The sequence below is a fragment of the Streptomyces sp. NPDC046939 genome (assembly GCF_040644575.1).
Lineage (GTDB): Bacteria > Actinomycetota > Actinomycetes > Streptomycetales > Streptomycetaceae > Streptomyces.
The window spans coordinates 226,714-252,478 of record NZ_JBEYWV010000006.1; the positions used below are offsets into that span (position 1 = coordinate 226,714).

Sequence of the window (25,765 nt, forward strand, 5' to 3'; positions counted from 1 at the left end):
GGCATGTTCCTGCTTCGTGTGGCGGAGCGTGCCTGAAGTCCTCGGGAGTGTTGTTCGTTCACTCGACTTCGTTCCCGTGCTCAGCTGCCACAGCCGGGTCTACCGCAGGTGCGCGCCCTGGGGCGCCTTGTAGGAGCGCTGGGTACGCCCTTTCACTACTGACGGGACCGCTCTACCCGCAGGCGGAGCCGGGGAGTCGGCCACAGCCGCTCTGCCCGCATGGTTCACAGACCCCGAAGCGACACGGCCACGCCCCGTCGGCGCGGTGTCTCGTGGCGTGTGGGCACGGGGGCACCACCTGACTGGTGCTCCCCTCCCCCGAGCCCGCTTCACTGGCGAAGTCGAGAACGGTACTCGCCCGGGGCCGTGCCTCGGGCGCGTTTGAAGGCACGGCTGAAAGCGTGCGGAGAGCCGTATCCGACCGTGCTGGAGATCGACTCGACCGGCTCATCGGTATCGCGGAGCCGGACGGACGCCAGGTCGATGCGCCACTGCGTCACGTACGCGCCCGGTGTCTGTCCGAGGGCGGACCGGAAACGCCTGGACAGCGTCGCCCGGGAGACCTTCGTCGCGGCGGCCAGGGACTCCGTGGTCCAGGGGTGTTCCGGTCGGGCGTGGACACATGCCAGAGCGTCGCGCACGACCGGATCACGCATCGCTCCCAGCCATGAGCCGGACTGCTCCTGCGGGTGGCGGGCCAGCCAGGCGCGTACGAATTGGACGAGCAGAAGGTCGACGATGCTGTTGATGGCGGCCGTGGTGCCGAGTTGCGGCTGTGCGAGCTCGGCAGCGAGAAGTTCGACGGTCCTTCCGAGCTGCGCGTTCTCCCGGGCTGTGACGTGCATCGGCCGGGCGAGGGAGGTGAGCACCGGTGTGTGTACCTCCGGGTCCTGCTCATAGTGCAGGACGATCACTTCCGTCTGTACCGGCGCCGAGCCCAGACGCAGGGCACGGCCATCGCACATGGCTCGGGCCGCCTCTTCCCGGTCGCAGGAACCCATCGCCACGTCGGCGGCGCCGGCCAACCCGTGTGCGGTGCCCGGCGGTACCAGGACGGCGTCGCCGGCCTGGACCTGAAGAGGTTTCTCGCCTGTGACGTGGAGCCACATGGTGCCGCGGGACACCACGTGCAGTGCCGCTCCCGGGAAGGAGTCCAGCCACAGGCCCCAGGTTCCTCCAGCCTTCAGCTTGACCCCGAGCGCGCCACGCGCACCCGAAACACGCAAAGCCTCCGCCAGCACATCCATGCGTCCATTCTCGTCCACCGACGCGAACCGCCGCCGACGGCCGACGACACGTGTGTCCTCGCCCACAGCCTCAGGCCACGTCAAGGACAACTTTCCCGTGCACCTTCCGCGCGAACAGCGCCTGGACGGCATCGCCCACGTCCCTCCAGTCGCCGCGCAGGCCGACCGGTGCCGAGAGCTTCCCGGCGGCCATGAGGCCCAGCAGGTCCGTCAGTTCATCGCCGGTCGGCGTCATGTCGCCGTAGGTGGCGATGGTGCGGGGCGCGCCGAAGCCGAACAAGGCCCCGGACGGGAACGTGGTGTCCTGCCCCGAGGAGTAACCGACCAGGTGGACGGTGCCGCCCTCGGCGAGGGAACTCCACGCCTGGGCCACCAACGGGCCGCCGACCGTGTCCAGGACGAGGTCGAACCGGTCCTCGGTCTCGGCCAAGTCGGTCAGGACTTGGCCGGCGCCGAGTTCACGGAGCCCGGCGGCCCGCTCCGGCGAACCGACCAGTGCCGTCACCCGGGCGCCCGCCAGCGCCGCCAGCTGGACGGCGAAGTGCCCCACGCCTCCGCTGGCGCCGGTGATCAGCACGTCGCGCGCCAGCAGGGAACGTGTGCGCAGCACTCTGAGCGCGGTGACCCCGGCGATTCCCAGCGCGGCGGCGTCGGCCAGGTCCACGCCCTCGGGGACGGTGCCGAGCGAGGCGGGGCTGACTGCCACCCGCTCCGCCCACGCGTGAGGAGCCATGCCCACTGCGACGCGCGTACCTTCGGGCGGCCCCGAGCCGTCGGACGCGGCGCGCACCACGACGCCGGCAGCGTCGTGACCGTGTACAGCGCCGGCCGGCCACTGGTGCACGTAATTCAGCTCTCCGAAGTTGAGACTGATGTGCCGTATCTCCACCAACGCCTCACTGGCGGACGGTACGGGCTCATCGACATCCGCGAACCGGACGGGTCCGGCCTCACTGTGATCGACCACAAGGGCGCGCATAGGAGTGTGTTTCCTTCTCTCGTGGATGCGTCGTGGGTGTGCCTGAACATGCGGCGCGGCAACAGGAGTGCGCACATGCCGCACAGCCGTCTCCTTGGAACCCTACGCAGGACTGAGAACGCGACCAGATCCGTGAGAATCAATCAGTTGACGATCTGTGTCAGCGTGGCCCCCGGCGCGTCGAGCCCTGCGCCCAGAGGTCACCGGGCGGCGGTGGATCGGGCGGGGCTTGGTCGGCAACGGCCGGGGGCGATCGCGGCGCCGCGGGATGGGGTCCGTGCACCGGCATCGTCCCCTTCATGAACCTGGTCAGGTAGGCCATGAGCCCGAGCCCTACGCCAGCGCCAGCGCGTCTACCAGGTCGTCGACGACGGCTCATCCCACCGCGGCCGAAAGGCCATCGCCCGCCTGACCAGCGCCCTGGCTGCCTGGTCACCCCCCGAAGGACTTCGAAAGCCGACCACCAAGCGTCGCCATACAGCAGCCGAGCCAGCTCCTCCTCCGCCGGACACCAACCCGCGCACCACCGGTAGATTGAAGGCCGATGACGAAAAGCCGCCAGCCTTCGCCGGATGCCTGGTCTGCCTCGGGCCCGCTGCCTCCCCCCAGCGGGGCGGGGTGGCTGCCGCACGGTTATCACCTCGATCCGCACACGCACGACGCGGGACAGCTCGTCTACGCGGCTGCCGGAACCCTGGCCACCACGACCGTACGCGGAACCTGGGTCGCTCCGGCTAACCGTGTGACCTGGACGCCGCCCGGCTTCGCCCATGGTCACCGCTTCTACGGCCGCACCGACGTCCGCCTGCTGGCCATCCCGGTCGAGCTGTGCGACGACCTCCTCCCCTACCCCAGCGTGTTCGCGGTCAGTCCGCTGCTGCGCGAAGCCGTTCTGGCGTTGACCGTCGACCGGCCCGAGGCGCGTCCCGGCGCCCGTCAGCGGCTGCTCGGCGTCGTCGTCGACGAGCTTTCCGACAGCGCCGAGCAGTCTCTGCACCTGCCCGAACCTCGCGATGACCGGCTGCGTGCGGTCACCGACCTTCTGCACGCCGACCCGGCGCGGTCGGCAACGCTGACGGAGCTGGGGCGCATCGCAGGCGCCAGTGAACGGACCCTGAGCCGCCTGTTCCACTCCGAACTCGGCATGAGCTTCCACCGCTGGCGCACCACCTTGCGCATCCACCACGCCTTGGCCCACCTCACCAATGGCATGTCGGTCACCGATACCGCGGTGACCTGCGGATGGTCGAACCCGTCCAGCTTCATCGACGCCTTCAACGAGGTCGTCGGCCAGACCCCGGGCAGCTACCAGGCCAATCTGCGCAACAGCGCTGCGGCGGCGTAGCGCGAGTACGCCGCGCCGGAGCCCCACTTAGCCCGGCCCTTCCGCCTTCTCAGCAGTTGGCGGGTTTCCGGTATCCGGCGTCGGTTTAGCGGTGGTATGCGGTTCGGGGCGGGTTTCACAGTGGTGCCAGCACGCCGTGCCACCTGGACGGCGGCACCACCATGTTCCGACCCTGGGAGACCCGATCAATATGGCTGAGTCACGCGAGAACACCCCCGTCGTCATCGTCGGGGCCGGGGTCGCGGGCCTGACCCTCGCCAACATCCTGCAGCGCAACGGCGTCGACTGCGTCGTGCTGGAAAAGCGCAGCCGCGCCTACGTCGAGCAGCGCCAGCGTGCCGGAGCCCTGGACAGCTTCGGCGTGCGCATCATCCGTAAGTGGGGACTCGGGGAAGTCCTGGAGGGCGACTCCATCCCCCAGGACGAGAGCGGCTTCTTCATCGATGGGCGGGCCGTGCCGATGGACATCGAGCACGACGAGGAAGACGGCATGTTCATCCCGCAGCACGTCCTCGTCCGCAACCTCACGGACGTCTTCCTGACCGTAGGAGGCGACCTCCGCTACGAGGCCCTCGACGTGCGCCTGGAGAACGTGGAGGGCGAGCAGCCCACCGTCCGTTACCGGGACACCGACGGCACGCCGAAAGCCCTCACCTGTGACTTCATCGCCGGTGCGGACGGCTTCCACGGCGTCAGCCGAGCCGCCATTCCTGCCGACGTGCTGAGCGAGTACTCGTACGAGTACGGCTACTCCTGGCTCACCGTCTGGGCGGCTACAGCTACCGACCCGGTCGGCATGGCGATCCACGAGCGTGGCCTGGGCGGCATGATCCCCCGCGGTGCGCATGCCACGCGCATCTACCTGCAGTGCCCGGTCGACGACACCCCCGAGCAGTGGCCCGACGAGCGGATCTGGAGCGAACTCGAAGCCCGCTTCGGCACTCCGGTGACCAGCGGCGAGATCCTCAGCAAGCAGGTCATCCCGCTGCGCAGCGTGGTCTTCGACCCGATGAGCTACGGCAAGCTGTTCCTGCTCGGCGACGCGGCCCACATCGTCCCGCCGATGAGTGCGAAGGGCATCCACCTCGCCCTCCACGACACCGACATGTTCGCCAAGGCGATCCTCGCCTGGAGGAAGGAGGACGATACGAGCCTGCTCCACAGCTACTCCGAGGACTGCCTACGCCACATATGGAACTACCAGGCGTTCGCCGCATGGATCACCGACCTCATGCACAACGCCGGCGACGCCACGTACGAGGGAGAGTTCCGCAAGCAGGTCGCTCGTGCGGAGATGATGCGGATGTTCACCTCCCCCACCGCGAACAAGCTCTTCGGTGAGTTCACCGCCGGAACCAACTAGGCGTACGCCCGCGTCGGCGAGGCGCTGCCCGCTGCTCAGCGGCGGGCCCGTTCGTGGATACAGGGGGGCGCTCGGGCGCATGTGCTGGCGCCGCGGTTGTAGGCCACTGCGGTTGCTGGTGCATCCATTGCGGGGACGCGGTGATTGCCTGTGGCACATGCGGGTCACCCTGTCGGTGACGGCCTGAACGGGGTCACAGCGGCGTAGATGCGTCAGTCGCCGACGACCCGCGTGTGCGCCGGCCTCTGTCGCTGAGCCTGTCGCGACTTCGGCCCGCGTTTCCGTGCCCAGGCCCCGTTCGGGCTTCCCGCGTTCATGAGAAGGACGGTTGCGTCACTATGACCTCTGCGACCTCTGCGCCGACGGCGTCACCTCGCATTCCTGATCCTGCGCACCCGTTGCCACACGTGCAAGCACGTAGCGCGGCCGCGGTGACGGGCCAAGCCTTTGTTCCGGTGCTCGACAGTCAGGCCGATGCAGAGCGCGCGAGCGCCCGGGAGGGTTCCGCGAGGGAGGTGCACGAGCCGCAGGGACCGCTGCGAGAACTGGACAGGGGGTTCGCCGACACGCACAGCCTCGCGGTGAACCGGCTGGTGACTGCCGTCGGCCGGGGGGAAGGGACCGGCGGGTCCTGGCGCGTTGTCACCCCGGCCGACTGCGGGGTGACGAGCGAAGCCCTCACCGTCGGGGGTCAAGAGCCGGAAGACGTCGCCGCCCGCACGGGGAGAGCGAGGGAGCGCAGATGGACGTGACGGCTGTGATCGTGGCCGCCTCGCGGGCCGTCGAGACCGGCGGCGAGCGGCCGCTGTTCGAGGACGTCTTCGCCGCGGAGTTCGTCCGGGCCGCGGGTATGTCCGAGGCCTTCCCGGTCAGCCACGCACAGATCGGACTACGTGAGAACGCCGAGAATCTGCGGGCGCTCGCCCGCGTCACCGCGCTGCGCACCCGGTTCCTGGACGACTACTTCGCCGAAGTCCCGCTGACCCAGGTGGTGATCCTGGCGGCGGGGCTGGATACCCGGGCGTTCCGGCTGCCGTGGCCGAAGGGGTGCACCGTGTTCGAGATCGATCACGGCTCGGTGCTCGACTTCAAGCAGAACGTGCTCGACAAGGCCGATGCGCGCGCGAGGTGTGACCGGCGGCCGGTGCCGGTCGACTTGCGGACGGACTGGGGCGGCGCGCTCGTCCGAGCCGGGTTCGATCCGGAACAGCCCACGGCGTGGCTGGCCGAGGGCCTGTTGCCGTTCCTGCCGCCGACCGCCGAGGGGCGTCTGCTCGACCGGATGCACGAACTGTCGGCGTTCGGCAGCACGGTTGCGGTGTGGGCGGTGGCGGCAGACATCCCCGGCGCCGATGCGACCGTACGGTCGACGATCACCGACTTCGGGATCGACATCGACCAGGTCACGAACAGTGAGCCACGCCGCGACGCCCGCGCGCATCTGGCGTCGCTCGGCTGGACGGTGACGGAGTCCACCGTGGACGAACTGGGTGAGCGCTACGGCCGTCCGCAGCGGAATCACCCGGCCACCTTCTTCACCGCGCGATTGGCGTGAGGCCGGACGCGGGCGAACCGGAAAGGACGAGACGGGACATCATGGAGACGCCGAACATCGGCCGGCTGCTGACCCACGCGGCGCGGGCCCACACGACTTCCTCGCTCCACTACCGCACGGAGACAGGCGTGCGGCAGAGCAGCTACGCGGAGCTGCTGGACGAGGCACTGCGCGTGCTGACCGGTCTTCGCCGCCACGGTCTGCGCCCCAAGGACAACGTCTTGGTGCTCCTGGACGAAGCCGCGTCGTTCCTTCCGACCTTCTGGGCCTGCGTGCTCGGCGGCTTCGTCCCGTGCCCGCTCCCGCCGAGCGCCAAGGACGCCGACCGGGAGCAGCACCAGCACCTGCACGAACTCCTGGGCCGGCCCTTGCTCGTGGCCGGTGAGCGGCTCCCCCTGCCGGACGTCCGCATCGCCACGTTCGAGGAGTTGTCGCGCCATGAGCCGGCGACCGGCACGTACGATGCCGGTCCTGACGACGTCGCCGTCCTGATGCCCACCTCCGGATCGACCGGCCGGCCCAAGGCGGTGATACTCACCCACGGCAACCTCATGGCGTCGATGGCCGCCAAGAACGGGTTCCATCGGTTGACGTCGGCGGACGTCACGCTCAACTGGATTGGCTTCGACCACGTCGCCGCGCTTCTGGAATGCCATCTGCTGCCCGTCTTCGCCGGGGCCTCGCAGGTGCACGTGTCTCCGTCGGTGATCCTCAACGCACCGCTCGACTTCCTGCGTCTGATCGCCCGGCACCGGGTGACGGTGACGTTCGCCCCGAACTTCCTCCTTGGTCTGCTCAATTCGGACCGGTACCGGGTTCCCGCAGACGTGGACCTGTCCTGCCTGCGGCACATTGTCAGCGGTGGCGAAGCCGTACCCTGCGCTACCGGAACCGCGTTCCTGGAGAAGTTCGGGCTGCCCCCTGGCGTGCTGTGGCCCGCATTCGGCATGACCGAGACCTGCGCCGGAAGCGTGTACTCCCTCGACTTCCCCGACGGCGACCAGGGGCAGGAGTTCGCCGCGGTGGGCCGTCCCGTGGAGAACCTGGACATGCGGATCTCCGACACCGGTGAGCTGCAGCTCCGCGGTCCCATGATCACGCCCGGCTACTACCGGAACAAGGAGGCCACCCGGGCGGCGTTCACGGAGGACGGCTGGCTGCGCACCGGCGACATCGGTCGCGTCGACGACGGGCGGCTCACGCTGATCGGCCGGGACAAGGACAGCATCATCGTCAACGGCGTCAACTACTACAGCCAGGACATCGAGACGGTACTGCACCAACTCGACGGAGTCGCTCCGTCCTACGTCGCCGCGTTCCCGATCAGGCCACCGGGCAGCGACACGGAGCAACTCGTCATCGCCTTCTCCCCCACCACCGACGACGACCGGGCACTGTTCCGCGTGCTGACCGCCGTCCGCAGCACCGTCGTCATGCACTGGGCGTTCCGGCCCGCACTCGTCATCCCCCTGCCGCAGGAGGCGTTCACCAAGAACAGCCTCGGGAAGATCTCCCGAGCGACCTTGCGCGCCAAGCTCGCGGCCGGCCAGTTCGCCGACGTCATCGCGCGCACCGCGGACCTGGTGCGGCGCCACCAGGGAGCGTACGAGCCGCCACGCACGCCGACCGAGGAAGCCCTCGTCGAAATCTACGCCGACCTGTTCGACATGAAACCGGACGACATCAGCGCCACCGCCGACTTCTTCGACCTCGGGGGCACCTCTTTGGACCTGCTCCGGCTGCGCCGCGCCGTCAGCGATCGTCTCGACGTGCCGGAGGTCGAGATCAGCACACTGCTGACCGCGCCCACCGTACGCGCGCTCGCCGAGAGCATCAGCGGCGAAGCACGGGCCTACGACCCCGTCGTGGCGATGCGTGACGACGGCGACAAGGCACCGTTCTTCTGCGTGCACCCCGGCGCGGGTGATGTGCTCGCCCTTCTGGACCTCAGCCGCTACTTCGCCGGCGACCGGCCCTTCTACGCACTGCGCGCCCGGGGCTTCAACGAGGGCGAGACGCCGTTCGCCACGCACGCCGAGATGCTCGCCGTGTACACCGCGGCGATCCAGGCCCGGCAACCGCACGGCCCGTACGCGCTCGCCGGCTATTCGTCCGGCAGCATCGTCGCGTACGCCATCGCGCAGGAACTGCAAGCCCGCGGTGAACAGGTGGCGTTCTTCGGATGCATCGATTTCCCGCCGCTGCTGCGCCCGCTCCTGTCCGGCCTCGACTTCCCCGTGACGATCTCGGTGCTGGCCCTCTTCCTCGGCCTGATCACGCCGGAGCAGTCACGGAAACTGCCCACCGAGCTGCGCGGCCTGCCGACCCGGGAACAGCTCGCCCAGGTGGTCCGCGCGGCGTCGGAGCGGCGGCTGCTCGAACTGGACATGGACGCGGAGAAGTTCACGAACTGGATGACGCTCGCCGAGTCCCTGAAGGCAGTCCGGGCCGAATACGATCCGAGCGGGACCCTTCCGCAGATCACCGTCTTCCACGGCGCCGAGCCTCCGCCGCTGCCGATTTTCGACGACATGCCCGCCGACGAGGCCAAGGTGCTGTGGCTGGAACTCCTGCACGGCTGGGACAAGTTCTCCGACCAGCCCGTCCGCTACTTCCAAGTCCCCGGCGAGCACCACATGCTCACCACACGACCGCACGCGGTCACGCTACAGGCCCGGCTGCGCCGACAGATCGACACGTGTCTGGGCGACGCCACTCCGGCATGAACCCCCGGCCCGGGGCGGGAACCGTCCCGGTGAGCGCTACGCGTTCGTGCCCGCCTTCACCGGTTCGGCAGCGGTGCAGGGGAAGCGGCGGGCACAGCGACTCCGCGCCGGGCGCATTCAGGGAAGCTGGTGACCGCCGAGCGAAATCTGCAGTCCGGCGCTTGCTCCTGCGGTTGCTCCTTGCGGCGACCAGAACTTCCGCCGCGCCCGCAGCGGACGGTATACGTTCAGGTAATCCTGAGTCGGGAATGTGGAAAACCCGAACCCAGACCCGCAACTCCGCCGCGTTTTTCTGATCGCGGCGTCGGTGATCTTCCAGGAAGCGGAGCGGCAGAGACGACTCCCTGGCAAGATCAGGCGCGTCTATTGGTAGGCGCCGCGTCACTAGGGTGCGCGAGCCGCAAGGCGCAGGAGTATGCAACGGCCCGCCAACTGTGTTGACGGGCCGTCAAGGAAGGCCTAGGTCAGGGGATGCTCAAGGAAGGGGCGTCGAGCAGGTTCGCTTGCCCTCCTGTGACGGCCTGGATGGCGCCCGGGTCAGTCTTCATGTTGTGCGGGTAACCCAGTTGTAGCGTGCTGGCGGTGTCAAGCCTGTCGATCTGTTCGGGACTGAGATGAAGCTCGGTGGCTGCGAGGTTGGTCTTCAGCTGCTCGGTCGTTCGTGGGCCGACGATAGGGATGACCCCCTTGGCCATTGACCAGCTGAGTGCCACCGTCTCGGGACGGGCATCCAGTTCCTGGGCGATCGCTTCCACCGTGTCGAGTACGGTGGCTTTGTTGCCGTCCTCTTCTTTGTGGAGGAACTGGCTGATCGAACTCTGCGCGCGACCGGTTTCGCCCCGGCGATATTTTCCGGTCAGCATGCCGCCACCCAGGGGGGAGTAGCCCAGCACTCCCAGTCCGAAGCCTTCTGCCATCGGCAGCAGATCGCGTTCTGCGGCGCGTTGGACCAAGCTGTATTCGGCCTGGATGGCGACCAGCGGTGTCCACCCTCGCGCCGCGGCGATCGTCGCGCCTGTCGCGACCCGCCAGGCAGGGAAGTTGGACAGGCCGACGTAGAGCACCTTGCCGGACCGGACAAGATCGTCGAAGGCGCGCATGATCTCTTCGACAGGAGTCGCATAGTCGGGCGCGTGGGCCCACAAGAGGTCCACGCGATCGGTCTTCAGACGTCGCAGGCTGGCCTCCAGCGACTGCACCATCGCCTTTCTGCTGTTACCGGTCATCTGCAGGCCGCTGTCCATTGTGGTGCCCGTCGCGTATTTGGTTGCCAGGACCACCTCATCGCGATGTGAGCCGATCATGTCGGCGAGATATTCCTCCGCGTCTCCGAATTGGTAGTTGCTGGAGGTGTCGATGAAGTTCCCGCCGGCCGCGCGATACTCGTCGTACATGTCACGCGCTTCGGAAACGGTCGCACCGTGCCCCCAGCCGGCTCCGAAGTTCCCGGTTCCTAGAGAGACGGTCGAAACACGCAGTCCTGATCGGCCGAGGTATCGATAGCGCACAGTCCGCTCCTTATCCATCCAGATGCCAAGGTTGTCGCCTTGGCGATGACGCCGTTGTGAGCTGTTCCAGCAGAGGCTGGTTCGGCACCATCGTCAGCCAGGCTCACTGATACGGTCCATAACGTGGAGTCCGAGATTCTTTACGTATCGTCCGCGCCTCGCGTGGTGCTTGGCCTGCGCGATCCGCTGGCCGCGGTCATGGCGCTGCTCCGTCCCCGCGCTGTTGTGCCGGCGCCGTTGCACGCCGCCGGTCCGTGGGGCGTGCGGTTCGCCCCTTTTCCTCACGTCAAACTCGGTGTTGTCGTCACAGGTCAGTGCTGGTTGAGACTGGACGGTCTCGAGCCGATACTGCTGAACGAGGGCGACTTCTACCTGCTCGGCCACCCTCCGCAGTACATGCTGAGCAGCTCGCTCGAAGAGGTTGAGGCCCGCCCGGCCGCCACGCTGCCGCGCAACACGAGCGGCAGAGGATTCCGCATCGGGACCGAGGCAGACGAGGACTCGTACACGTGCAGCGTCGACTTCACGTTCGATGGCGGCGACAGCGCGATGCTGCTCGATGCGCTTCCGCGGGTGGTCCTTGTCCGGGCAGGCGATCCGCGCGGACCGCTGTTCATGAACCTTGCCTCGTTGTTGGTCTCCGAGATCGAATCGCTCGATGTCGGCAATCCCTTGGTACTGGAGCACCTTGCGCAGATCATCTTCGTCCATATGCTGCGGGCGCACGCTGAGAACAACGCGCAGCCCAGCGGCTGGATCGCAGCGCTGGCCGAGGACGGCGTCGGGGCGGCGCTGCGGGCGATCCACGCCGAGGTAGGCAGACGATGGACGCTCGCCGAGCTCGCTGAGATCAGTCAGATGTCGCGTTCGGTGTTTTCCGCAGCGTTCAAAGCCAAAGTGGGTGTGCCCCCGTTGACCTACCTGATCAAATGGCGAATGACCCTGGCCCGAGACGGCCTCCGCAATGGCGATTTGTCCATCTCTGAGCTGGCAGCCGCAACGGGCTACGAATCCGAAAGCGCCTTCAGCACGGCGTTCCGGCGTGAAGTCGGGTCCTCGCCCCGGCACTATCGCAACGCGGTGCGCTCAGCACGGATGCGCGAGCCGCAACAAGGCACGCCCGCCTGATAGCGGGCCCGCGCGAGAGTCCTCAACGACGGACCGACAGGCCGTCCAGGGTGAGGTCGAGCAGGCGCTCTGCTTGCTGGCGATGTTCGGCACCCGCCGAGGTGAGGGCAATGCCTTCGAGGGCAGCGGCGATGTCAGTGGGCGGGATGTCCGCGCGGATCTCCCCAGCCGCCACGCAAGCCTCCATGAGGGAGGTGAGGGCGGCCTGGATCATCTCCCGGCTGTGGCCGTAAGGGTTGCCTCCGGTCGCGGCGATGGCGCGCAAGGCGTCGATCATGCCGTACTTGGCGGTGACGTAGTCCAGGAACAGCCGGGTCCACGCGCGCAGGGCCTCGAACGGCGACTTCTGCGCAAGCAGGGCGGGGGCCGCCTCGCACAGGCGGGCCACCTCGTTGCGGTAGACCGCCTCGATCAGGGCCTGTCGGGTGGGGAAGTTGCGGTACAGGGTCGCGCTGCCCACACCCGCCTCCTTGGCGATGCCCTCCAGGTGCGCGTCCAACCCCTGCGCCGTGAACACCCGTACCGCGGCCGCAAGGATCTTCTCCCTGTTGCGTCGCGCGTCGGCCCGCAGCGGCCGGAGCGTCTCCCCACTCATCGTGCTCGCCATCCCTTTCCTCGCCACTCTCCGGACTTGCTAACCGGGCACGCCCCCACTTACGGTGCACTATCTGGGGGCACCCCCGTTTTCACTGTAGGTCACCGCACTGGCCTGCGCACACCCCGAGAAGGGAAACCGATCATGTCGGGCATCGAAGGCAAAGTCATCGCGATCACCGGTGCCAGCAGCGGCATCGGTGAGGCAACCGCGGCCTACCTCGCCGAAAAGGGCGCCCGCCTCGTGCTCGGGGCCCGGCGCGAGGACCGCCTCGATGCCGTCGTGGACGCCATCAGGGCGAAGGATGGCACCGCCACCGGCGTCGTCGTCGACGTGACGCGCCGCGAGGACCTCCACCGTCTTACCGACACGGCCCTCACCCACTACGGCCGGCTCGACGTCCTCGTCTCCAACGCCGGCACCATGGCCGTCTCCCCCTTCGACGACCTGCGCCAGGACGACTGGGACGCCATGGTCTCCACCCACATCACCGGCCTGCTCAACGGCATCGGGGCAGCTCTGCCCGTCTTCCGCCGGCAGCGCTCCGGCCACTTCGTCAACGTCGCGTCCACCGCCGCCTACGTCGTCAAGTCCCCCCAAGCGGTCTACGCCGCCACCAAGACCGCGGTGAAGGTGCTCACCGAGGGCCTGCGCCAGGAATCCGGGCCCGACCTGCGCGTCACTCTCGTCTCCCCCGGCTTCACCAACACCGAAGGCATCGGCAAGGGCGCCAGCCCCGAAGCCGCCGCCGCGATGACCCGGCAGCGGGATGAGATCGCCATGCCGCCCACGGCGATCGCCTCCGCCATCGGCTACGCCATCGACCAGCCCGACGGCATCGACGTCGGCGAAATCGTCGTCCGCCCCACCGCGCAGGCCTGAGACCGACGAGCCGGGTCGCACGAAGCGCGGCGGCTCCCGCTGGCGCGGGGGCGTCCCGACGGACGTACGTCCTCGTCTGCTCGGGGCGCGACTGATCGCGTGTTTCTCGGCCTGTTGTGAAAGTGCTGGTCACAGTCACTCATTGATGCTGCGACCAGCACGGTCGCTTCGTAGCGGACGGCGAGCTTGCCATACCGGGTGGCGACGGCCCGATGCTGCTTGAGCCGGTTGCTGACCCAGTCCGCCGGAACCGGGATGGTGGCTTTGATCCCGCGTCTGCGTAGGTAGGAACGCTTGCTGCGCGAGCCGTACGTATTATCGGCCCGCACCCGGTTCGGGCACTTGCGCGGCCTGCCGGCCCACAGCCGGGGAACCCGGGTGACTTCCAGTACCGGCTCGAAATGCGGGGAGTCGCCCCGCTGTCCGGCCGTGATCGGCCGGCTCGACGAAGATCCCGCCGGGCGGTTACTTCTGGAGGTCCCCTTTTTTCGCCGCTCCGGCGGCGTGCTGGTGGGCCCGGCAGACGGTGGAATCGAAAGCCCTGACCTGGAGCCGGGTGAGGATCCTCGCCCAGTCACCGTCCCGCTGCCATCACCGAAACAGGTCATAGACCCGGTCCCACGGCCCATAACGTTCAAGCACGTCCCGCCAGGGAGTACCGGTCCGCGTCCGCCACCGTATGCCGTCCACCAACTACCGCCGCGTCTACATCCGCGGACCGCCCGGCTCGATGCCTCGCGCCATCAGAGGCTCAAGCCGGGCCCACTGGCCGTTCGTCAGATCCCCACGTCCCCCAGTGCGTGATCACCGACAGACAAGATCCACTATCGCAACGGCCTCTAGTGGACGCAGAACTCGTTGCCGGCCGGGTCCCGCAGCACAGTCCAGGTAAGGCCCGGAACAGTGTGCTCGCCGACAACGCTCGCCCCCAGAGCGACCAGCCGCTCCACCTCCCCAGCCATGCCCGTACCGGGCGCAGCAGCGAAGTCGACATGGACACGGTTCTTGCCCCGCCGCTCTTCGGCCACACGCTGGAACCCCAGTGCCAGAGGCTGCGCTCTGACGATGACGAAGTCGCCGTGGTCCTGGGCGATCTCGCCTCCCAACGCAGTGGCCCACCACTGGGCCAACTCCTGCGGTTCCGCACAATCCATCGTGATCATCACTGCTGTCAGACTCATGATCGTCACCCTAACCACGACCACTGACAAGCATCAGCACGAGCCGTCCACAGAACGCCAGCCAACGTCCCTCGGCAAGGCTTTCAATGCGCTCAGATGGCCGCGACCAGCACTTTCACAACAGGCCTTAGGCGTCGCGGTGCCGAAAGGGACAAGTGCAGGGCAAGGACAACGGCAGAAGGACGACTCAGGAGCCGGAACCCGAGGGTCCGATCTCCCCCGCAAAGACGATGATTTGGTCGATGAGACTCCGCCGCAGGTGGACGACGTCCGTTCCTGCCAGGCGGGGGCCTCCATCCGGCGTAGTGAAGACCCACTGGTACCGGGCCCATTCGCCGGGCATGTCCACCGCCGAGCAGCGCACCATCGTCCCGGTACCCGCCGGGTGGCGCCGGATGTCCCGCACGAATTGCTCGACCGCCGCGATCCCCTCGCTGCGGCCCAACGGCCCCCAGAAGACCACGTCCGAGGTGAGGGCCTGGGAGAGGAGGGCAGTCACATAGCTGTCGTCCGAGGCGTTGAAGGCGGAGATGAATGTGTCGATCGCGGAGCGTGCCGTCTCTTCCTGCATGCTTCAGTAATACCAGCCGTTGCGCGTGCGCTCGTCCCGCGATCCGCCTTCCCCTGCCCTTCGAGGTGACCAGGCATCCCCTGCTTCGGGTGTTCGAGGAAGTCGGTCTACCAGCGGATCAAAGTGACCGCTCCCCCAGGTACACGCGTCGGGACCGGGACGTGCGCGGGTCAGTTACGAGGACGGTGTCCCGCTGCAGCACCGGGCCTGGCGCGGGCATCGCCTCAGGGCGTGTCGGAAGGGGCCGTGGCGGGCGCGCCGTACCAGCGCCAGCTCGTCCGGCGGGGTCGCTCGGGGGTTCCGGTACGTCCCGTGGCCCACAGCAAGGTGCTGCCGGCGGAGCCGGTGACGCGCACGTCCGGGAACAGCCGCAGAAGGGCCAGGCTGCTCAGTTCCTCGGGCGGCTGTCCGTCGCGTCCGGCGCCCTGGGCGACGTCGTAGGTGTGGACAAGGGTTTCGACGACGCCCATCGCGGCGAACCCTTCCGGGTCGGAGGCGCCGAACACGTGCGGGGCGAGCACATCGGGGGCTGTGCTGTCGAGAACCGCCGCGAGCAAGCCACCGCATGCCTCGACCATCGTCAACAGACCGTCGGCGCCCGCCGCTTTGTCACCGAAGATGACGTTGGCGGGCCCTCCGGCGCGGTCACGGGTCAGGCGCAGCGGCACGCGCTCGACGTCCATGGGGTGCGCGAGGCCGAAACGCAGGGCGTAGGTCAGCAGATCATCGGCGAGATGTTCGAGCGTCTCCCGGCCGGTCCACTCCAAGTCGCCCGCCCGATCCTCCAGGCAGGAGTCCGCAATGCCGTCCAGGGTCCGCAGACAGTGGCCGACAGCCTCGCGTACGTGCGTACCGGAGACCGAGATCTTCGACTCCTCCGGCTTCTCCGGCTTCACAGAATGTGCCATCCGTGCAGATTACACAGGGGTGGCACACGTTCCCGTCCATGGCTGCCTGTGTGCCCGACGCCACGGGCCGGACAGTGGACGGGCGGAGTACTGAAGGGAGCCCTGCCATCACCAGCACCCGGATCCGGATCCGCACGGCAACGGCCCTGCGAGAGCCCTGGAAAACACGTTGCCCGCAGCGCCGTATCTGGTGACGATCATGCCGATCGACAGCAACCTGGAAGGGCACCATGCACAGCACCGTCCCCACTTCGGCAGGCCGAGTACGCGGACAACGGACGGGCGAGGTGACGACCTTCCTCAACATCCCCTACGCGGCACCGCCGTTCGGGCCACGGCGTCTGCGGCCTCCTCAGCCGCCGCAGTCCTGGACCGGAGTGCGCGATGCGTTCGCTCCCGGACCTGCCGCGCCGCAGCCCGGCTATCTGCCCGCGATGGCCGGGCTGCTCCAGGACGCCGGACCCCAGGGCGAGGACTGCCTCAACCTCAACGTGTGGACTCCGGCGCCGGGGCGTAGGGGTGGAGGGTTGCCGGTCATGGTGTGGATCCACGGCGGCGCGTTCCGCAACGGGGCCGGGACCCTGCCCGCCTACGACGGCGCCCGTCTCGCCGCGGACGGCGTTGTCGTCGTCACCCTCAACTACCGGCTCGGCGCGGAAGGTTTTCTCCTGTTGCCCGACGGTCCCTCCAATCTGGGGCTGCTGGATCAGATCGCCGCACTGGAATGGGTCCGTGACAACATCGCCGAGTTCGGCGGCGATCCGGACAACGTCACCGTCTTCGGCCAGTCCGCCGGCGCCATCTGCGTCACCGCATTGATGACCATGGAACGGGCGCGGGGTCTGTTCCGCCGGGCGATCACCCAGAGCGGCGCCGGTCACCACAGTCATCCGGAGCCCATCGCCCGGCGGTTGACCGAGCGGCTGGCCGCCCTCGTCGGCGCCGAACCGACCCGCGAGAGCCTGGCCGCCGTGGCACCGGAGCGGTTGATCGCCGCCGATGCCGCCTTGAGCCGGGAGATCGCGCAGGCCACCGACCCGACGTTGTGGGGCGAGTCGGCGGGCGGCGGCACCACCGTGCTGCCGGTCGTGGACGGTGACACCCTCGCGCAGCGCCCCATCGACGCGCTCGCGGAAGGGGCAGGCCGGCACATCGACCTCCTCACCGGTACGACCAGCGATGAGTTCCGCCTGTTCCTCGTTCCGCTGGGTATCGACCAGCGGATCAACGACGAGGCGCTGCACGCCTTCCTCACCGGACTGGGCCTGGACGCCGACCGTGCTCGCGCGGTCTACGCGGCCGCCCGTCCCGGCGCCGGCCCCGGCGACCTGTTCTCCGCCGCCATGAGCGATCACGCCTACCGCATTCCGGCGCTGAGGGTCGCCGAGGCGCGCGCCGCGCACGACGCCGACACCTACGTGTATGAGTTCGCCTGGCCGTCCACCGCCCTCGACGGCGCGCTCGGCGCCTGCCACATGACAGAGATCGGCTTCGTCTTCGGTAACCTGCCCACTGCGCTGGCAGGCCCGGCAGCGCCGGAAGAACTCTCCGCACACATGCGTCGGGCGTGGACCTCCTTCGCCCGTACCGGCCGTCCCACCGCTGACGGAGGCGAGGAAGAAATGCACTGGCCCTCCTACAGCGAGCACCGCGGCGTCATGCGCCTGGACGGCGCCGCGCCGAAGGTGCTGCTGGATCCCGCCGCCGATCAACGCGCTCTGTGGCATCACCTCCGCCGGGCCGGACCCCGCGGTGTGTGACCGTCCTCCCGGGCACGCCGACGCCACGGACAGCCGGCGTGCCCTGTGTCGACGGGTGGGGCGGTGCGGACGGCGGACAGTGCCTCCCGCACTCATGGGGTGGGAAGAGTGGCTGACGGCAGGCCAGGTCAGTCAGCCCCGGTCGTCGCGTCCGACGGGCGCTCGGTCTGGCCACCGACGGGAGTGCGACGTCTGAGGAAGGCCAGCAAAGCGGCGATGGCCGTGGCCACCGCCATCACCCCGCCCGTGACGACGGCGTCTCCGGTGAACAGGCTGCTGGCCACGCCGGTGAGCAGGGTGACCAACAGTGCCCGGCCGCCCATGTTCAGCGAGGACGCGGCTCCTTGGAGTTCGGGGAACACCCGCAGGGAACGGCCGAAGACGACGGGGTAGACGGCGGCGAAGCCGACGCAGAAGACGGCGAGGGACACGGTGGTGGGCACCGGACCGTCACCGAGGGCGAGGAACAGGGCCGCTCCGACCAGCGTGGCGGTGATGGCACACGCCACGGTCCGCCCAGGACCGCCGAGAAGCTCCATGATCTTGGTGGCGAAGAGGCTGGTGCCCGCGAACGCCGCGACGATGACCAGCAGATGGCCCGCGAACGCCGGCGTGGACAGGCTGAAGGTGCCCGTGTAGAGGAAGGAACTGGCGGCGATGAAGACCATATAGGCGGCGAACAGCAGGCTGGGAACGAGCGACGCGGCGAGGAACTCCCTGCTGCCCAGCAGACGCCGGTAGTCGTCGACCACCTGCCGGGCGCTCACTTTGACCCGTTCGGTCTTGGTCTCAGGCAAGTACACCGCCATGAGCAGCAGCGACACCAGGGTGACAGCGAAGACCACCGCGTAGTTGCCGCGCCAGCCAAGAGTGCGGTTGATCAGCCCGCCGCAAGCCGGGGCCGCCGTCATGAAGGTGGACATGGCGGCGTTGGTCAGCCCGAACATCTTCAGCATCTGGGTGCCCTCGTAGACGTCCGCGATGATGACGAAGACGAGCACGACAGAGGTGCTGGCGCCGATGCCCTGCACGAACCGGGACGCCAGCAGGAACTCGATGGTGGGCGCCACCGCGCAGCCCAGGGCCCCGACCAGCATGACGGCGTTGCCAGCGAGCATGACGCCGCGCCGACCGAATCGGTCGGCCAGCGGTCCGTAGGCGAGGGCGCCCAGGCAGTAGCCGAAGAAGTTGTAGGTCACGGTCAACTGGACCGAGGACGCGGACGTGTCCAGCGCTCGGGCGATGTCGGGAAAGCTGGGCACGGACATGTCCAGCTCGATGATGGTGCCGATCAGCGCCACGACGAGCAGCGCGGGCAGGTGTCTCTTCTTGTTCATGGCCTCATTGAGGGAAGGGCCGGGCGGCGTACGGCCACCCGCCCGCGCGAGAGCACGATGAACGGGGCACGCCGGAGACCGGCCGGTTGAGGTGAAGTGGGCACGTTGTACCGCGCCGTGCCGGAGCGGCAGTGCTCTCGGCAAGGCTCAGCGGTGCGTGGTGAGTCTTCGAATCAGCGGCCACCAGGTGGCCTGAGCGCTGCGCGGCCTGCGGCCCGCCCGCTCACCACCCGTGGCGCGTGACGCCGACGGCAACGTGACCCCTTCTGAAGTCATCCCTGAAACGAGGTTGTCGTCGCTCATCCAGGCACAGGACCGCCGGTGGTGACAACTCGTTTTCATGCCCGCCGTGCCCTCGGCCCAAAGCCTCTCGGACTCCTCCGGCGCAGAAACATCGTGTTCACGACAAGGCACGGCACAGGTAACAACCGATTCCTAGCGTGACCGCCCGTGGGGAACGGCGGAGTCGCGCGCGAGCGGGGCTCTCCACCGCACGCGTCCCAGCCCGCACCCCAGAGCCCCCACCGGGAGGCCCGGAATGAGCACGACCGCGTCACGACGGACCACGACCGACATCCCGAAGGCCGCCGCCGACCAGGCGGTGCGGGAGACCCTGGAGGACTACACCCTCCGCTTCGCGCCCCGCAGTTACCGCCGCTGGACCCCCATGGTCGTGGCCACCACCGCGCTCGGCGGCATCGCGTACATGGCCGACTTCTCGATCGGCGCCGGCATCGGCCTGACCCACGGCACCGGGAACGCGCTCCTCGCGATCGCCGTCGCCGCGGTCGTCATCTTCGTCACCGGCTTCCCGCTGGCGTACTACGGCGCCCGCTACAACATCGATTTGGACCTGATCACGCGCGGCTCGGGCTTCGGCTACTACGGCTCGGTCCTCACCAGCGTCATCTTCGCCAGCTTCACCTTCATCTTCTTCGCCCTCGAAGGCTCGATCATGGCGCAGGGCCTCGAACTGGGCCTAGGGCTGCCGCTGTGGCTGGGCTATCTGATCTCCACGCTGATGGTGATCCCGCTGGTGATCTACGGAATGAAGGCGCTGAGCAAGCTCCAGGTGTGGACGACGCCGATCTGGCTGCTGTTGATGGTCGGCCCGCTCGTCTACCTCGTCGCCACCGACCCCGGCACGGTCGACCGCTTCCTCGCCTACGCCGGGACCGACGGCGACGGCGGCGTGAACACGGCTTCCGTGCTCCTCGGCGCCGGTGTGTGCCTCTCGCTCATCGCGCAGATCGGCGAGCAGATCGACTACCTGCGCTTCATGCCGCCCAAGACCGAGGCGAACAAGCGCACATGGTGGACGGCGGTCGTCATGGCGGGACCTGGCTGGGTGGTCCTCGGCGCGCTGAAGCAGGCCATCGGGGTCTTCCTCGCCGTATACATCCTCGCCGCGGTGGGCCCGGACGTCGCGCCCGAGCCGATCCAGCAGTTCAAGGGGGCCTTCGACGCGATGATGCCCTCCTGGCTGGTCCTGCCGCTGGCCGTGGTGCTCGTCGTGATCAGCCAGATCAAGATCAACGTGACGAACGCGTACTCCGGCTCCCTCGCCTGGACGAACTCCTTCACCCGCGTCACCAAGCACTACCCGGGCCGGATGGTGTTCGTCCTGGTCAACCTCGGCTTCGCGCTCGCGCTGATGGAGGCCGACATGTTCAGCTTCCTCAACAACATCCTGAGCTTCTACTCGAACTGCGCCATCGCCTGGGTCGTCACCGTCGCCACCGACATCGGCGTCAACAAGTATCTGCTGAAGCTGTCCCCGCTCGCCCCCGAGTTCCGCCGCGGCATGCTCTACGCCGTCAACCCGGTGGGGGTCGTGGCCTTCGTCGCCGCGTCCGGCCTGTCCATCGCGATGTACTTCCACGCCCTCGGCGACGCCCTCCAGCCGTACTCACCCGTCGCCGCGGTCGTCATCGCCTTCGTCCTCACCCCGGTCATGGCGATCGCCACGCGGGGCAAGTACTACCTGCGTCGTACCGACGACGGCATCGACGCCCCCGCACTCGACGACGACGGCAACCCGAGCGCCCTCACCCTCGACTGCCACGTCTGCCACCAGTCCTACGAGCGCCCCGACCTGACCTCCTGCACCACGCACGGCGCCGTGGTCTGCTCCCTGTGCCTGAGCACGGACAAGGTCGGCGACCATGTGCTGCCGGCCGCAGGCTGAACACCCGCAAGCCATCACCGCGACGGCGCGCGGCTTCGAAGTCGGCGCGGCACCGTGTCTGCCGCGCCGACCCGGATTCCTCAGGCAGGAAGCACTTCTGAGGCTACGTCAGTTAGGCGTCAGAACTCGAAGACGGCCGACGACTCGGCTCTCTTGACGCAGTCGTTGGCGAAGGTGCGCTCGTACGTGACACGGGTGCCTCGCCAGACGCCCTGTGCGGTGACGGTGACGGGGTCGTACAGGTGCGTACAGACGGCGTCCTTCTCGGTCGACAGAGCGTTGAAGTCACCGCCTGCGAGGTCAAGTTGCGAGCAGGCGAGCCCGGCGGCCGGGTGGCTGCCCGAGGGCTTGGGAGCGCAGGTGAGGGTGACGGCTCGCTCGGGGGACGTGCTTGCCGCGGATTCCCCGTGCGCCACCGTCAGGACGAGCGCCGACGGCGCGTACAGGGAGGGGGCGGTGGCCGGGAGCGCTGTGCCGGTCAGCGGTCCCCACAGGGCGGTAGCCGTGAGGGTGATCGTTGTGGCCAGGCGCGCGGTGATCGGCATGGTGTGCATCCTTCCGCTCGGATTTAGGTGCCGGGTTCGGCAGCGGCGAGTCTGCTGAGTCGACTCCGGAAACACACATCCAACACACACGTTTCGGGTGACTTTGAGTACTGAACCAGTGGCGGAATGTAGCGCAAAAAGATCACGCGCCCTCCGTAACTGGGCCTCACCCGGGACCCGTTGAATGGCTTTTGGCCGAATACCCCCCGTTCGATAGTCGGCTTGAACGCGTGGGGTCGCACCTTTCGTCGCCGGGGTCATCGCCCGCCTCACCAGCGTCCACGAACGCCCCTCGCGTTCAGCTGGACTCGCGGACCACGAGTTCGTTCGGCATGATCACCGGTTTTCTTGGGCCGCCCTCGATGAGCGCCAGCAGGAGCCGTACCGTCGCGGTGGCCTGGTCCGCCATGGAACTGCGCACCGAGGTGAGCGCGGGAGTGGTGTATGCGGCGGCCTCGATGTCGTCGAACCCGACCACGGCCACGTCGTCGGGGACCCGGCGGCCCGCCTGGTGCAGGGTCCGCAGCGCTCCGATGGCCATGAGGTCGTTGGCCGCGAACACCGCGTCCACGTCCGGGTCGTCCTCCAGGACCTGCCGCATGGCCTCGGCCCCCGACACCCGCGTGAAGTCGCCCAGTGCGACGATCGGGCGCCGGCCGATGTCCCGCAGGGTCGCCCGGTAGCCCTCGAGCCGTTCGCGGGACTCGTACAGGTCCAGCGGCCCGGTGATCGTGGCGATGCGACGTCTGCCCCGCTCCAGCAGGTGTCGTACGGCCAGTTCCGCACCGCCCGCGTTGTCCAGCGCCACGTACGGGACGTCCGTCGCGGCGGTGCGGTTGAAGGACGCGACGGGCAGGCCCATGCGGGCGAGCGCGGCCGGCAAGGGATCGGCGCCGTGCAGGGCGACGAGCATCACGCCGTCGACGTGGCCGCCCGCCACGTAGCGCTCCACCCGGGTCCGGCTCTCGTCGGACTCGGCGAGGATCAGGACCACGCGTCTGCCGACGGCCTCCAGCTCCCGGCTGACGGTGCGCACCACGGTGGAGAACAGCGGGTCGTCGGAGACCACGCCCTTGGGCGGGTCGGAGACGACGACGGCCACGGCGTCCGTGCGGCGGGTGACCAGGTTGCGGGCGGCTGCGTTCGGGACGTAGCCGAGTTCCCGCACCGCCTGCATGACGACGTCCCGGATCTCCGGGGCGACGGTGGTCTCCCCGTTGACAACGCGGGAGACGCTCGACTTGGACACGCCGGCCCGGGCGGCGACCACCGCGAGCGTGGGTCGTTTCATCGCCTTCCGATCACCGGTGCCCGGTCGTCGAGTCCAGGGAGCGTTTTCCTCCCGGGATCCCAGGATGACCTCGGCCCGATCCGCCTGTCAACGACTGTTCCCATGCACCTGGTTGCCGGTTCCTTCCCTCAACTGGCCACTCCCGGAGGCCGGTCGATCGGCGTCACGCACACCGTCGAAGTGGATCTCAGAAACCGTTCCCTGGCACGCAGCGCATGCGTCAAACGCGTTACGGGCCTGTTGCCGCAAGCCTTGACAGTCCACCGACACCGGCCCATTCTCACCCCCCAGGGAACGCTCCCTCGCCCTTCCCCCACTGAGGAGTCGCCCGTGCATCCCCTGCTCCGCCGCTTCGGCTTACCCGCCCTGGTCGCGGCCGTCCTGCTCACCCTCGTCAGCCTTCCCGCGCCCCGCGCCCACGCCGCCGAGACCCTGTTGTCGCAGGGCCGGCCCGTCGTCGCGTCGAGTACCGAGGACCCGTTCACCGCGCCGGGAGCCGTCGACGGCAACCCGGCGACGCGCTGGTCCAGCACCTTCTCCGACCCGCAGTGGATCAGGGTCGACCTCGGGGCCCGGGCCCGGATCAGCCGCGTCACCCTCCAGTGGGAGGCCGCCTACGGCAAGGCCTTCCGTATCCAGGTGTCGGACGACGCCGAGACCTGGTCCACCGTCCAGGAGACGGCGGACGGCACCGGCGGCGCCCAGAACCTGAACCTCTCGGCCACCGGCCGCTACGTCCGCATGTACGGCACCCAGCGCGGCACGCAATACGGCTTCTCCCTCTGGGAGTTCCAGGTGTACGGCACAACCGGCACCGGCGGCGACCCCGGCAGCGGAGACACCCTGCTGTCGTACGGGAAGACCGGCGCGGCCTCCTCGTCACAGAGCGACGGCAACTGCTGGGAGTGCACACCGGCCAGGGCCTTCGACCGCGACCCGGCCTCCCGGTGGGCGACCAGCGCCACCACCGGCTGGACCGATCCCGGCTGGATCTCCGTCGACCTGGGCGCGACCGCGCAGATCACCAAGGTCGTCCTGCAGTGGGACCCCGCCTACGCGAAGTCCTTCCAGATCCAGGTGTCGCCCAACGGCACCGACTGGACGCCGATCTACTCGACCACGTCCGGCACCGGCTTCAAACAGACCCTGGCCGTCTCCGGAACGGGGCGCTACGTCCGCATGTACGGCACCGAACGCGCCACCCCCTACGGCTACTCCCTCTGGGAGTTCCAGGTGTACGGCACCGGAGGCGCCCCCAACCCGGCGCCGCCGCTGCCGCCGGACCCGGCGCAGCCGCCGCGGCTGGTGTGGAGCGACGACTTCGACGGCGCCGCGGGCAGCAAGCCCGACCCGGCGAAGTGGCGCGCCGACCCCGGCACCGGCCAGAACGGTGAGTTGCAGTACTACACCGACCACCAGAACGCCGCGCTCGACGGCGGCGGCCACCTCGTCATGGAGGCACGCAAGGAGGCCAGCCCCGGCCGGGCCTGCCCGCCCGACCCGCTGACCGGCAGCACCACCTGCCAGTACACCTCGGCCCGTATGAACACCGGCGCCACCTTCCAGTTCACGTACGGACGCGTAGAGGCCCGCATCAAGGTGCCCAAGGGCAACGGGTTGTGGCCCGCCTTCTGGATGATGGGCGCCGACTTCCTCACCGGCCGTCCGTGGCCGTACAACGGCGAGGTCGACATCATGGAGGTCCTCGGCAAGGACGTGAAGACGGCCTACTCGACCGTGCACGCCCCCGCCTACAACGGTGGCAACGGTATCGGCTCGCCGTACAAGCTGCCCTCGGGCGCCGACCTCTCGGACGACTTCCACACCTGGGCCGCCGACTGGAACAGCAAGGGCATCGTCTTCAGCCTCGACGGGCGCACCGTGTTCACCCTGGACAAGGACGAGGTGGAGCGCACGCGCGGGCCCTGGATCTTCGACCACCCGCACTACATGATCCTCAACCTCGCGGTCGGCGGCGACTGGCCCGGCCCGACCGACGCGTCGACGCCGTTCCCGTCCCGGATGCTCGTCGACTACGTGCGCGTCTACCAGTAGCGCAGCCCGCACCGGCCCCTCGTCAGGTCCGGCCCGGACACCTCGGTTTCCGGGCCGGACCGCAACCCCACCCCACTCCCCCCCGATGAGGAAGTGACATGCGCAGACGTTCCTTGCACCTCCATCCCTTATTGGTCGGTGCCTTGGCGATCGCCCTGGCCGCCGCCCTCGGCATCACCCTGAGCGCCCCCGCAGCGCGGGCCGCCACCGTCACCGTCCAGGCCGAGTCCTACGCGGCGCAGTCCGGCGTCGCCGTGGAGACGACCGCCGACACGGGCGGTGGGCAGAATGCCGCCTACCTCGCCGACGGCGACTGGATGCGCTTCGACCAGGTCGACCTCGGGCCCGCCGGGCGCCTGACGGTGTCGGCGCGCATCGCCGCCGCCACGGGCAGCGGGTCCGTCGAACTGCGCACCGGTTCTCTGACCGGCCCTCTCCTTGCCGTGATCCAGACCGGCCCCACCGGGGGCTGGCAGACCTGGGCGACGCGCAGCGCCGACGTCACCACTCATCCGACCGGCGCCCAGACCGTCTTCGTGGGGGGGGGGCTGGGCACCCCCCGCCCCGACGTCCACAGCAACAAGGACTGCATCCGGCTCCG

Annotated in this window: 20 protein-coding genes and 1 pseudogene; 10 read left to right on the forward strand and 11 right to left on the reverse strand. The window is 68.7% G+C overall.

What is annotated here, in order from left to right; all coding sequences use genetic code 11:
* Positions 1–329: 329 nt before the first annotated feature.
* Together ABZ877_RS09300 and ABZ877_RS09305 are read right to left on the reverse strand one after the other, a co-directional pair.
* Positions 330–1,247, reverse strand: a complete 918-nt coding sequence (locus ABZ877_RS09300) for an AraC family transcriptional regulator (RefSeq protein ID WP_361066866.1) — start codon at positions 1,245–1,247, stop codon at positions 330–332.
* Positions 1,248–1,317: 70 nt separating this feature from the next.
* Positions 1,318–2,226, reverse strand: coding sequence for a zinc-binding dehydrogenase (locus ABZ877_RS09305; RefSeq protein ID WP_361066869.1), 909 nt, complete (start codon positions 2,224–2,226; stop codon positions 1,318–1,320).
* Between the two features lie 544 nt (positions 2,227–2,770).
* Here ABZ877_RS09305 and ABZ877_RS09310 point away from each other — a divergent pair.
* From ABZ877_RS09310 to ABZ877_RS09325, 4 genes are all read left to right on the forward strand, one after another.
* Entirely contained in the window at positions 2,771–3,571 is an 801-nt protein-coding gene (locus tag ABZ877_RS09310; RefSeq protein ID WP_361066871.1) for an AraC family transcriptional regulator, read from the forward strand.
* Positions 3,572–3,761: 190 nt separating this feature from the next.
* Complete coding sequence (locus ABZ877_RS09315) at positions 3,762–4,934, forward strand: 4-hydroxybenzoate 3-monooxygenase (RefSeq protein WP_361066874.1); 1,173 nt, start codon at positions 3,762–3,764, stop codon at positions 4,932–4,934.
* A gap of 742 nt (positions 4,935–5,676) precedes the next feature.
* Positions 5,677–6,489 (forward strand): SAM-dependent methyltransferase, encoded by an 813-nt coding sequence (locus tag ABZ877_RS09320; protein WP_361066877.1) that lies wholly within the window; start codon positions 5,677–5,679, stop codon positions 6,487–6,489.
* A 41-nt stretch (positions 6,490–6,530) separates the two neighbouring features.
* A complete protein-coding gene (locus ABZ877_RS09325; protein WP_361066880.1) occupies positions 6,531–9,215 on the forward strand; it encodes a non-ribosomal peptide synthetase in 2,685 nt (894 codons plus the stop codon).
* A gap of 464 nt (positions 9,216–9,679) precedes the next feature.
* Here the strand turns inward: ABZ877_RS09325 and ABZ877_RS09330 are convergent, their stop codons facing one another.
* Complete coding sequence (locus ABZ877_RS09330) at positions 9,680–10,741, reverse strand: aldo/keto reductase (RefSeq protein WP_361066883.1); 1,062 nt, start codon at positions 10,739–10,741, stop codon at positions 9,680–9,682.
* A 105-nt stretch (positions 10,742–10,846) separates the two neighbouring features.
* Between ABZ877_RS09330 and ABZ877_RS09335 the strand changes: the two genes are divergently transcribed.
* Positions 10,847–11,851: an AraC family transcriptional regulator gene (locus ABZ877_RS09335; protein ID WP_361066886.1), complete on the forward strand. Its 1,005-nt coding sequence runs from the start codon at positions 10,847–10,849 to the stop codon at positions 11,849–11,851.
* A gap of 22 nt (positions 11,852–11,873) precedes the next feature.
* Here ABZ877_RS09335 and ABZ877_RS09340 read toward each other — a convergent pair whose 3' ends face one another.
* A complete protein-coding gene (locus ABZ877_RS09340; protein ID WP_361066930.1) occupies positions 11,874–12,446 on the reverse strand; it encodes a TetR/AcrR family transcriptional regulator in 573 nt (190 codons plus the stop codon).
* 144 nt (positions 12,447–12,590) lie between these two features.
* Here ABZ877_RS09340 and ABZ877_RS09345 point away from each other — a divergent pair, with 144 nt between their 5' ends.
* On the forward strand, positions 12,591–13,328 hold the full coding sequence (locus ABZ877_RS09345; protein WP_361066889.1) for an SDR family oxidoreductase: 738 nt from the start codon (positions 12,591–12,593) through the stop codon (positions 13,326–13,328).
* A gap of 146 nt (positions 13,329–13,474) precedes the next feature.
* Here ABZ877_RS09345 and ABZ877_RS09350 read toward each other — a convergent pair.
* From ABZ877_RS09350 to ABZ877_RS09365, 4 genes and pseudogenes are all read right to left on the reverse strand, one after another.
* Positions 13,475–14,072, reverse strand: a pseudogene (locus ABZ877_RS09350) (transposase); the annotation flags it as partial.
* 95 nt (positions 14,073–14,167) lie between these two features.
* The gene (locus ABZ877_RS09355; protein ID WP_361066890.1) at positions 14,168–14,509 is read right to left on the reverse strand and encodes a VOC family protein; all 342 of its coding nucleotides are present in this window, start codon (positions 14,507–14,509) and stop codon (positions 14,168–14,170) included.
* Positions 14,510–14,696: 187 nt separating this feature from the next.
* Positions 14,697–15,080, reverse strand: a complete 384-nt coding sequence (locus ABZ877_RS09360) for a nuclear transport factor 2 family protein (protein ID WP_361066893.1) — start codon at positions 15,078–15,080, stop codon at positions 14,697–14,699.
* Positions 15,081–15,304: 224 nt separating this feature from the next.
* Complete coding sequence (locus tag ABZ877_RS09365) at positions 15,305–15,988, reverse strand: maleylpyruvate isomerase N-terminal domain-containing protein (protein WP_361066896.1); 684 nt, start codon at positions 15,986–15,988, stop codon at positions 15,305–15,307.
* A 230-nt stretch (positions 15,989–16,218) separates the two neighbouring features.
* Between ABZ877_RS09365 and ABZ877_RS09370 the strand changes: the two genes are divergently transcribed.
* Positions 16,219–17,748, forward strand: a complete 1,530-nt coding sequence (locus ABZ877_RS09370; protein ID WP_361066899.1) for a carboxylesterase family protein — start codon at positions 16,219–16,221, stop codon at positions 17,746–17,748.
* Between the two features lie 128 nt (positions 17,749–17,876).
* On the opposite strand, the gene ABZ877_RS09375 is transcribed toward ABZ877_RS09370, so the two are convergent.
* Entirely contained in the window at positions 17,877–19,085 is a 1,209-nt protein-coding gene (locus ABZ877_RS09375) for a multidrug effflux MFS transporter (protein WP_361066902.1), read from the reverse strand.
* A 538-nt stretch (positions 19,086–19,623) separates the two neighbouring features.
* Here ABZ877_RS09375 and ABZ877_RS09380 point away from each other — a divergent pair.
* Entirely contained in the window at positions 19,624–21,273 is a 1,650-nt protein-coding gene (locus tag ABZ877_RS09380; protein WP_361066905.1) for an allantoin permease, read from the forward strand.
* A gap of 119 nt (positions 21,274–21,392) precedes the next feature.
* On the opposite strand, the gene ABZ877_RS09385 is transcribed toward ABZ877_RS09380, so the two are convergent.
* Positions 21,393–21,818, reverse strand: coding sequence for a subtilase-type protease inhibitor (locus ABZ877_RS09385; RefSeq protein ID WP_361066908.1), 426 nt, complete (start codon positions 21,816–21,818; stop codon positions 21,393–21,395).
* A gap of 298 nt (positions 21,819–22,116) precedes the next feature.
* Positions 22,117–23,109: a LacI family DNA-binding transcriptional regulator gene (locus ABZ877_RS09390; protein ID WP_361066911.1), complete on the reverse strand. Its 993-nt coding sequence runs from the start codon at positions 23,107–23,109 to the stop codon at positions 22,117–22,119.
* A gap of 330 nt (positions 23,110–23,439) precedes the next feature.
* On the opposite strand from ABZ877_RS09390, the gene ABZ877_RS09395 reads away from it, so the two are divergent.
* Together ABZ877_RS09395 and ABZ877_RS09400 are read left to right on the forward strand one after the other, a co-directional pair.
* Positions 23,440–25,164, forward strand: a complete 1,725-nt coding sequence (locus tag ABZ877_RS09395; RefSeq protein ID WP_361066913.1) for a discoidin domain-containing protein — start codon at positions 23,440–23,442, stop codon at positions 25,162–25,164.
* A gap of 143 nt (positions 25,165–25,307) precedes the next feature.
* Positions 25,308–25,765 (forward strand): carbohydrate-binding protein (locus ABZ877_RS09400; RefSeq protein ID WP_361066916.1); only part of this gene is annotated, 458 nt, incomplete at its 3' end.

What these genes read in the sequence shown, in the direction of transcription:
- ABZ877_RS09325 (WP_361066880.1), top strand. Translation starts at nt 6,531, where the DNA reads ATGGAGACGCCGAACATCGGCCGGCTGCTGACCCACGCGGCGCGGGCC.
- ABZ877_RS09305 (WP_361066869.1), bottom strand. Translation starts at nt 2,226, where the DNA reads ATGCGCGCCCTTGTGGTCGATCACAGTGAGGCCGGACCCGTCCGGTTC.
- ABZ877_RS09370 (WP_361066899.1), top strand. Translation starts at nt 16,219, where the DNA reads ATGCACAGCACCGTCCCCACTTCGGCAGGCCGAGTACGCGGACAACGG.
- ABZ877_RS09310 (WP_361066871.1), top strand. Translation starts at nt 2,771, where the DNA reads ATGACGAAAAGCCGCCAGCCTTCGCCGGATGCCTGGTCTGCCTCGGGC.
- ABZ877_RS09380 (WP_361066905.1), top strand. Translation starts at nt 19,624, where the DNA reads ATGAGCACGACCGCGTCACGACGGACCACGACCGACATCCCGAAGGCC.
- ABZ877_RS09330 (WP_361066883.1), bottom strand. Translation starts at nt 10,741, where the DNA reads ATGGATAAGGAGCGGACTGTGCGCTATCGATACCTCGGCCGATCAGGA.
- ABZ877_RS09300 (WP_361066866.1), bottom strand. Translation starts at nt 1,247, where the DNA reads ATGGATGTGCTGGCGGAGGCTTTGCGTGTTTCGGGTGCGCGTGGCGCG.
- ABZ877_RS09315 (WP_361066874.1), top strand. Translation starts at nt 3,762, where the DNA reads ATGGCTGAGTCACGCGAGAACACCCCCGTCGTCATCGTCGGGGCCGGG.
- ABZ877_RS09375 (WP_361066902.1), bottom strand. Translation starts at nt 19,085, where the DNA reads ATGAACAAGAAGAGACACCTGCCCGCGCTGCTCGTCGTGGCGCTGATC.
- ABZ877_RS09360 (WP_361066893.1), bottom strand. Translation starts at nt 15,080, where the DNA reads ATGCAGGAAGAGACGGCACGCTCCGCGATCGACACATTCATCTCCGCC.
- ABZ877_RS09345 (WP_361066889.1), top strand. Translation starts at nt 12,591, where the DNA reads ATGTCGGGCATCGAAGGCAAAGTCATCGCGATCACCGGTGCCAGCAGC.
- ABZ877_RS09385 (WP_361066908.1), bottom strand. Translation starts at nt 21,818, where the DNA reads ATGCCGATCACCGCGCGCCTGGCCACAACGATCACCCTCACGGCTACC.
- ABZ877_RS09340 (WP_361066930.1), bottom strand. Translation starts at nt 12,446, where the DNA reads ATGAGTGGGGAGACGCTCCGGCCGCTGCGGGCCGACGCGCGACGCAAC.
- ABZ877_RS09355 (WP_361066890.1), bottom strand. Translation starts at nt 14,509, where the DNA reads ATGAGTCTGACAGCAGTGATGATCACGATGGATTGTGCGGAACCGCAG.
- ABZ877_RS09390 (WP_361066911.1), bottom strand. Translation starts at nt 23,109, where the DNA reads ATGAAACGACCCACGCTCGCGGTGGTCGCCGCCCGGGCCGGCGTGTCC.
- ABZ877_RS09365 (WP_361066896.1), bottom strand. Translation starts at nt 15,988, where the DNA reads ATGGCACATTCTGTGAAGCCGGAGAAGCCGGAGGAGTCGAAGATCTCG.
- ABZ877_RS09320 (WP_361066877.1), top strand. Translation starts at nt 5,677, where the DNA reads ATGGACGTGACGGCTGTGATCGTGGCCGCCTCGCGGGCCGTCGAGACC.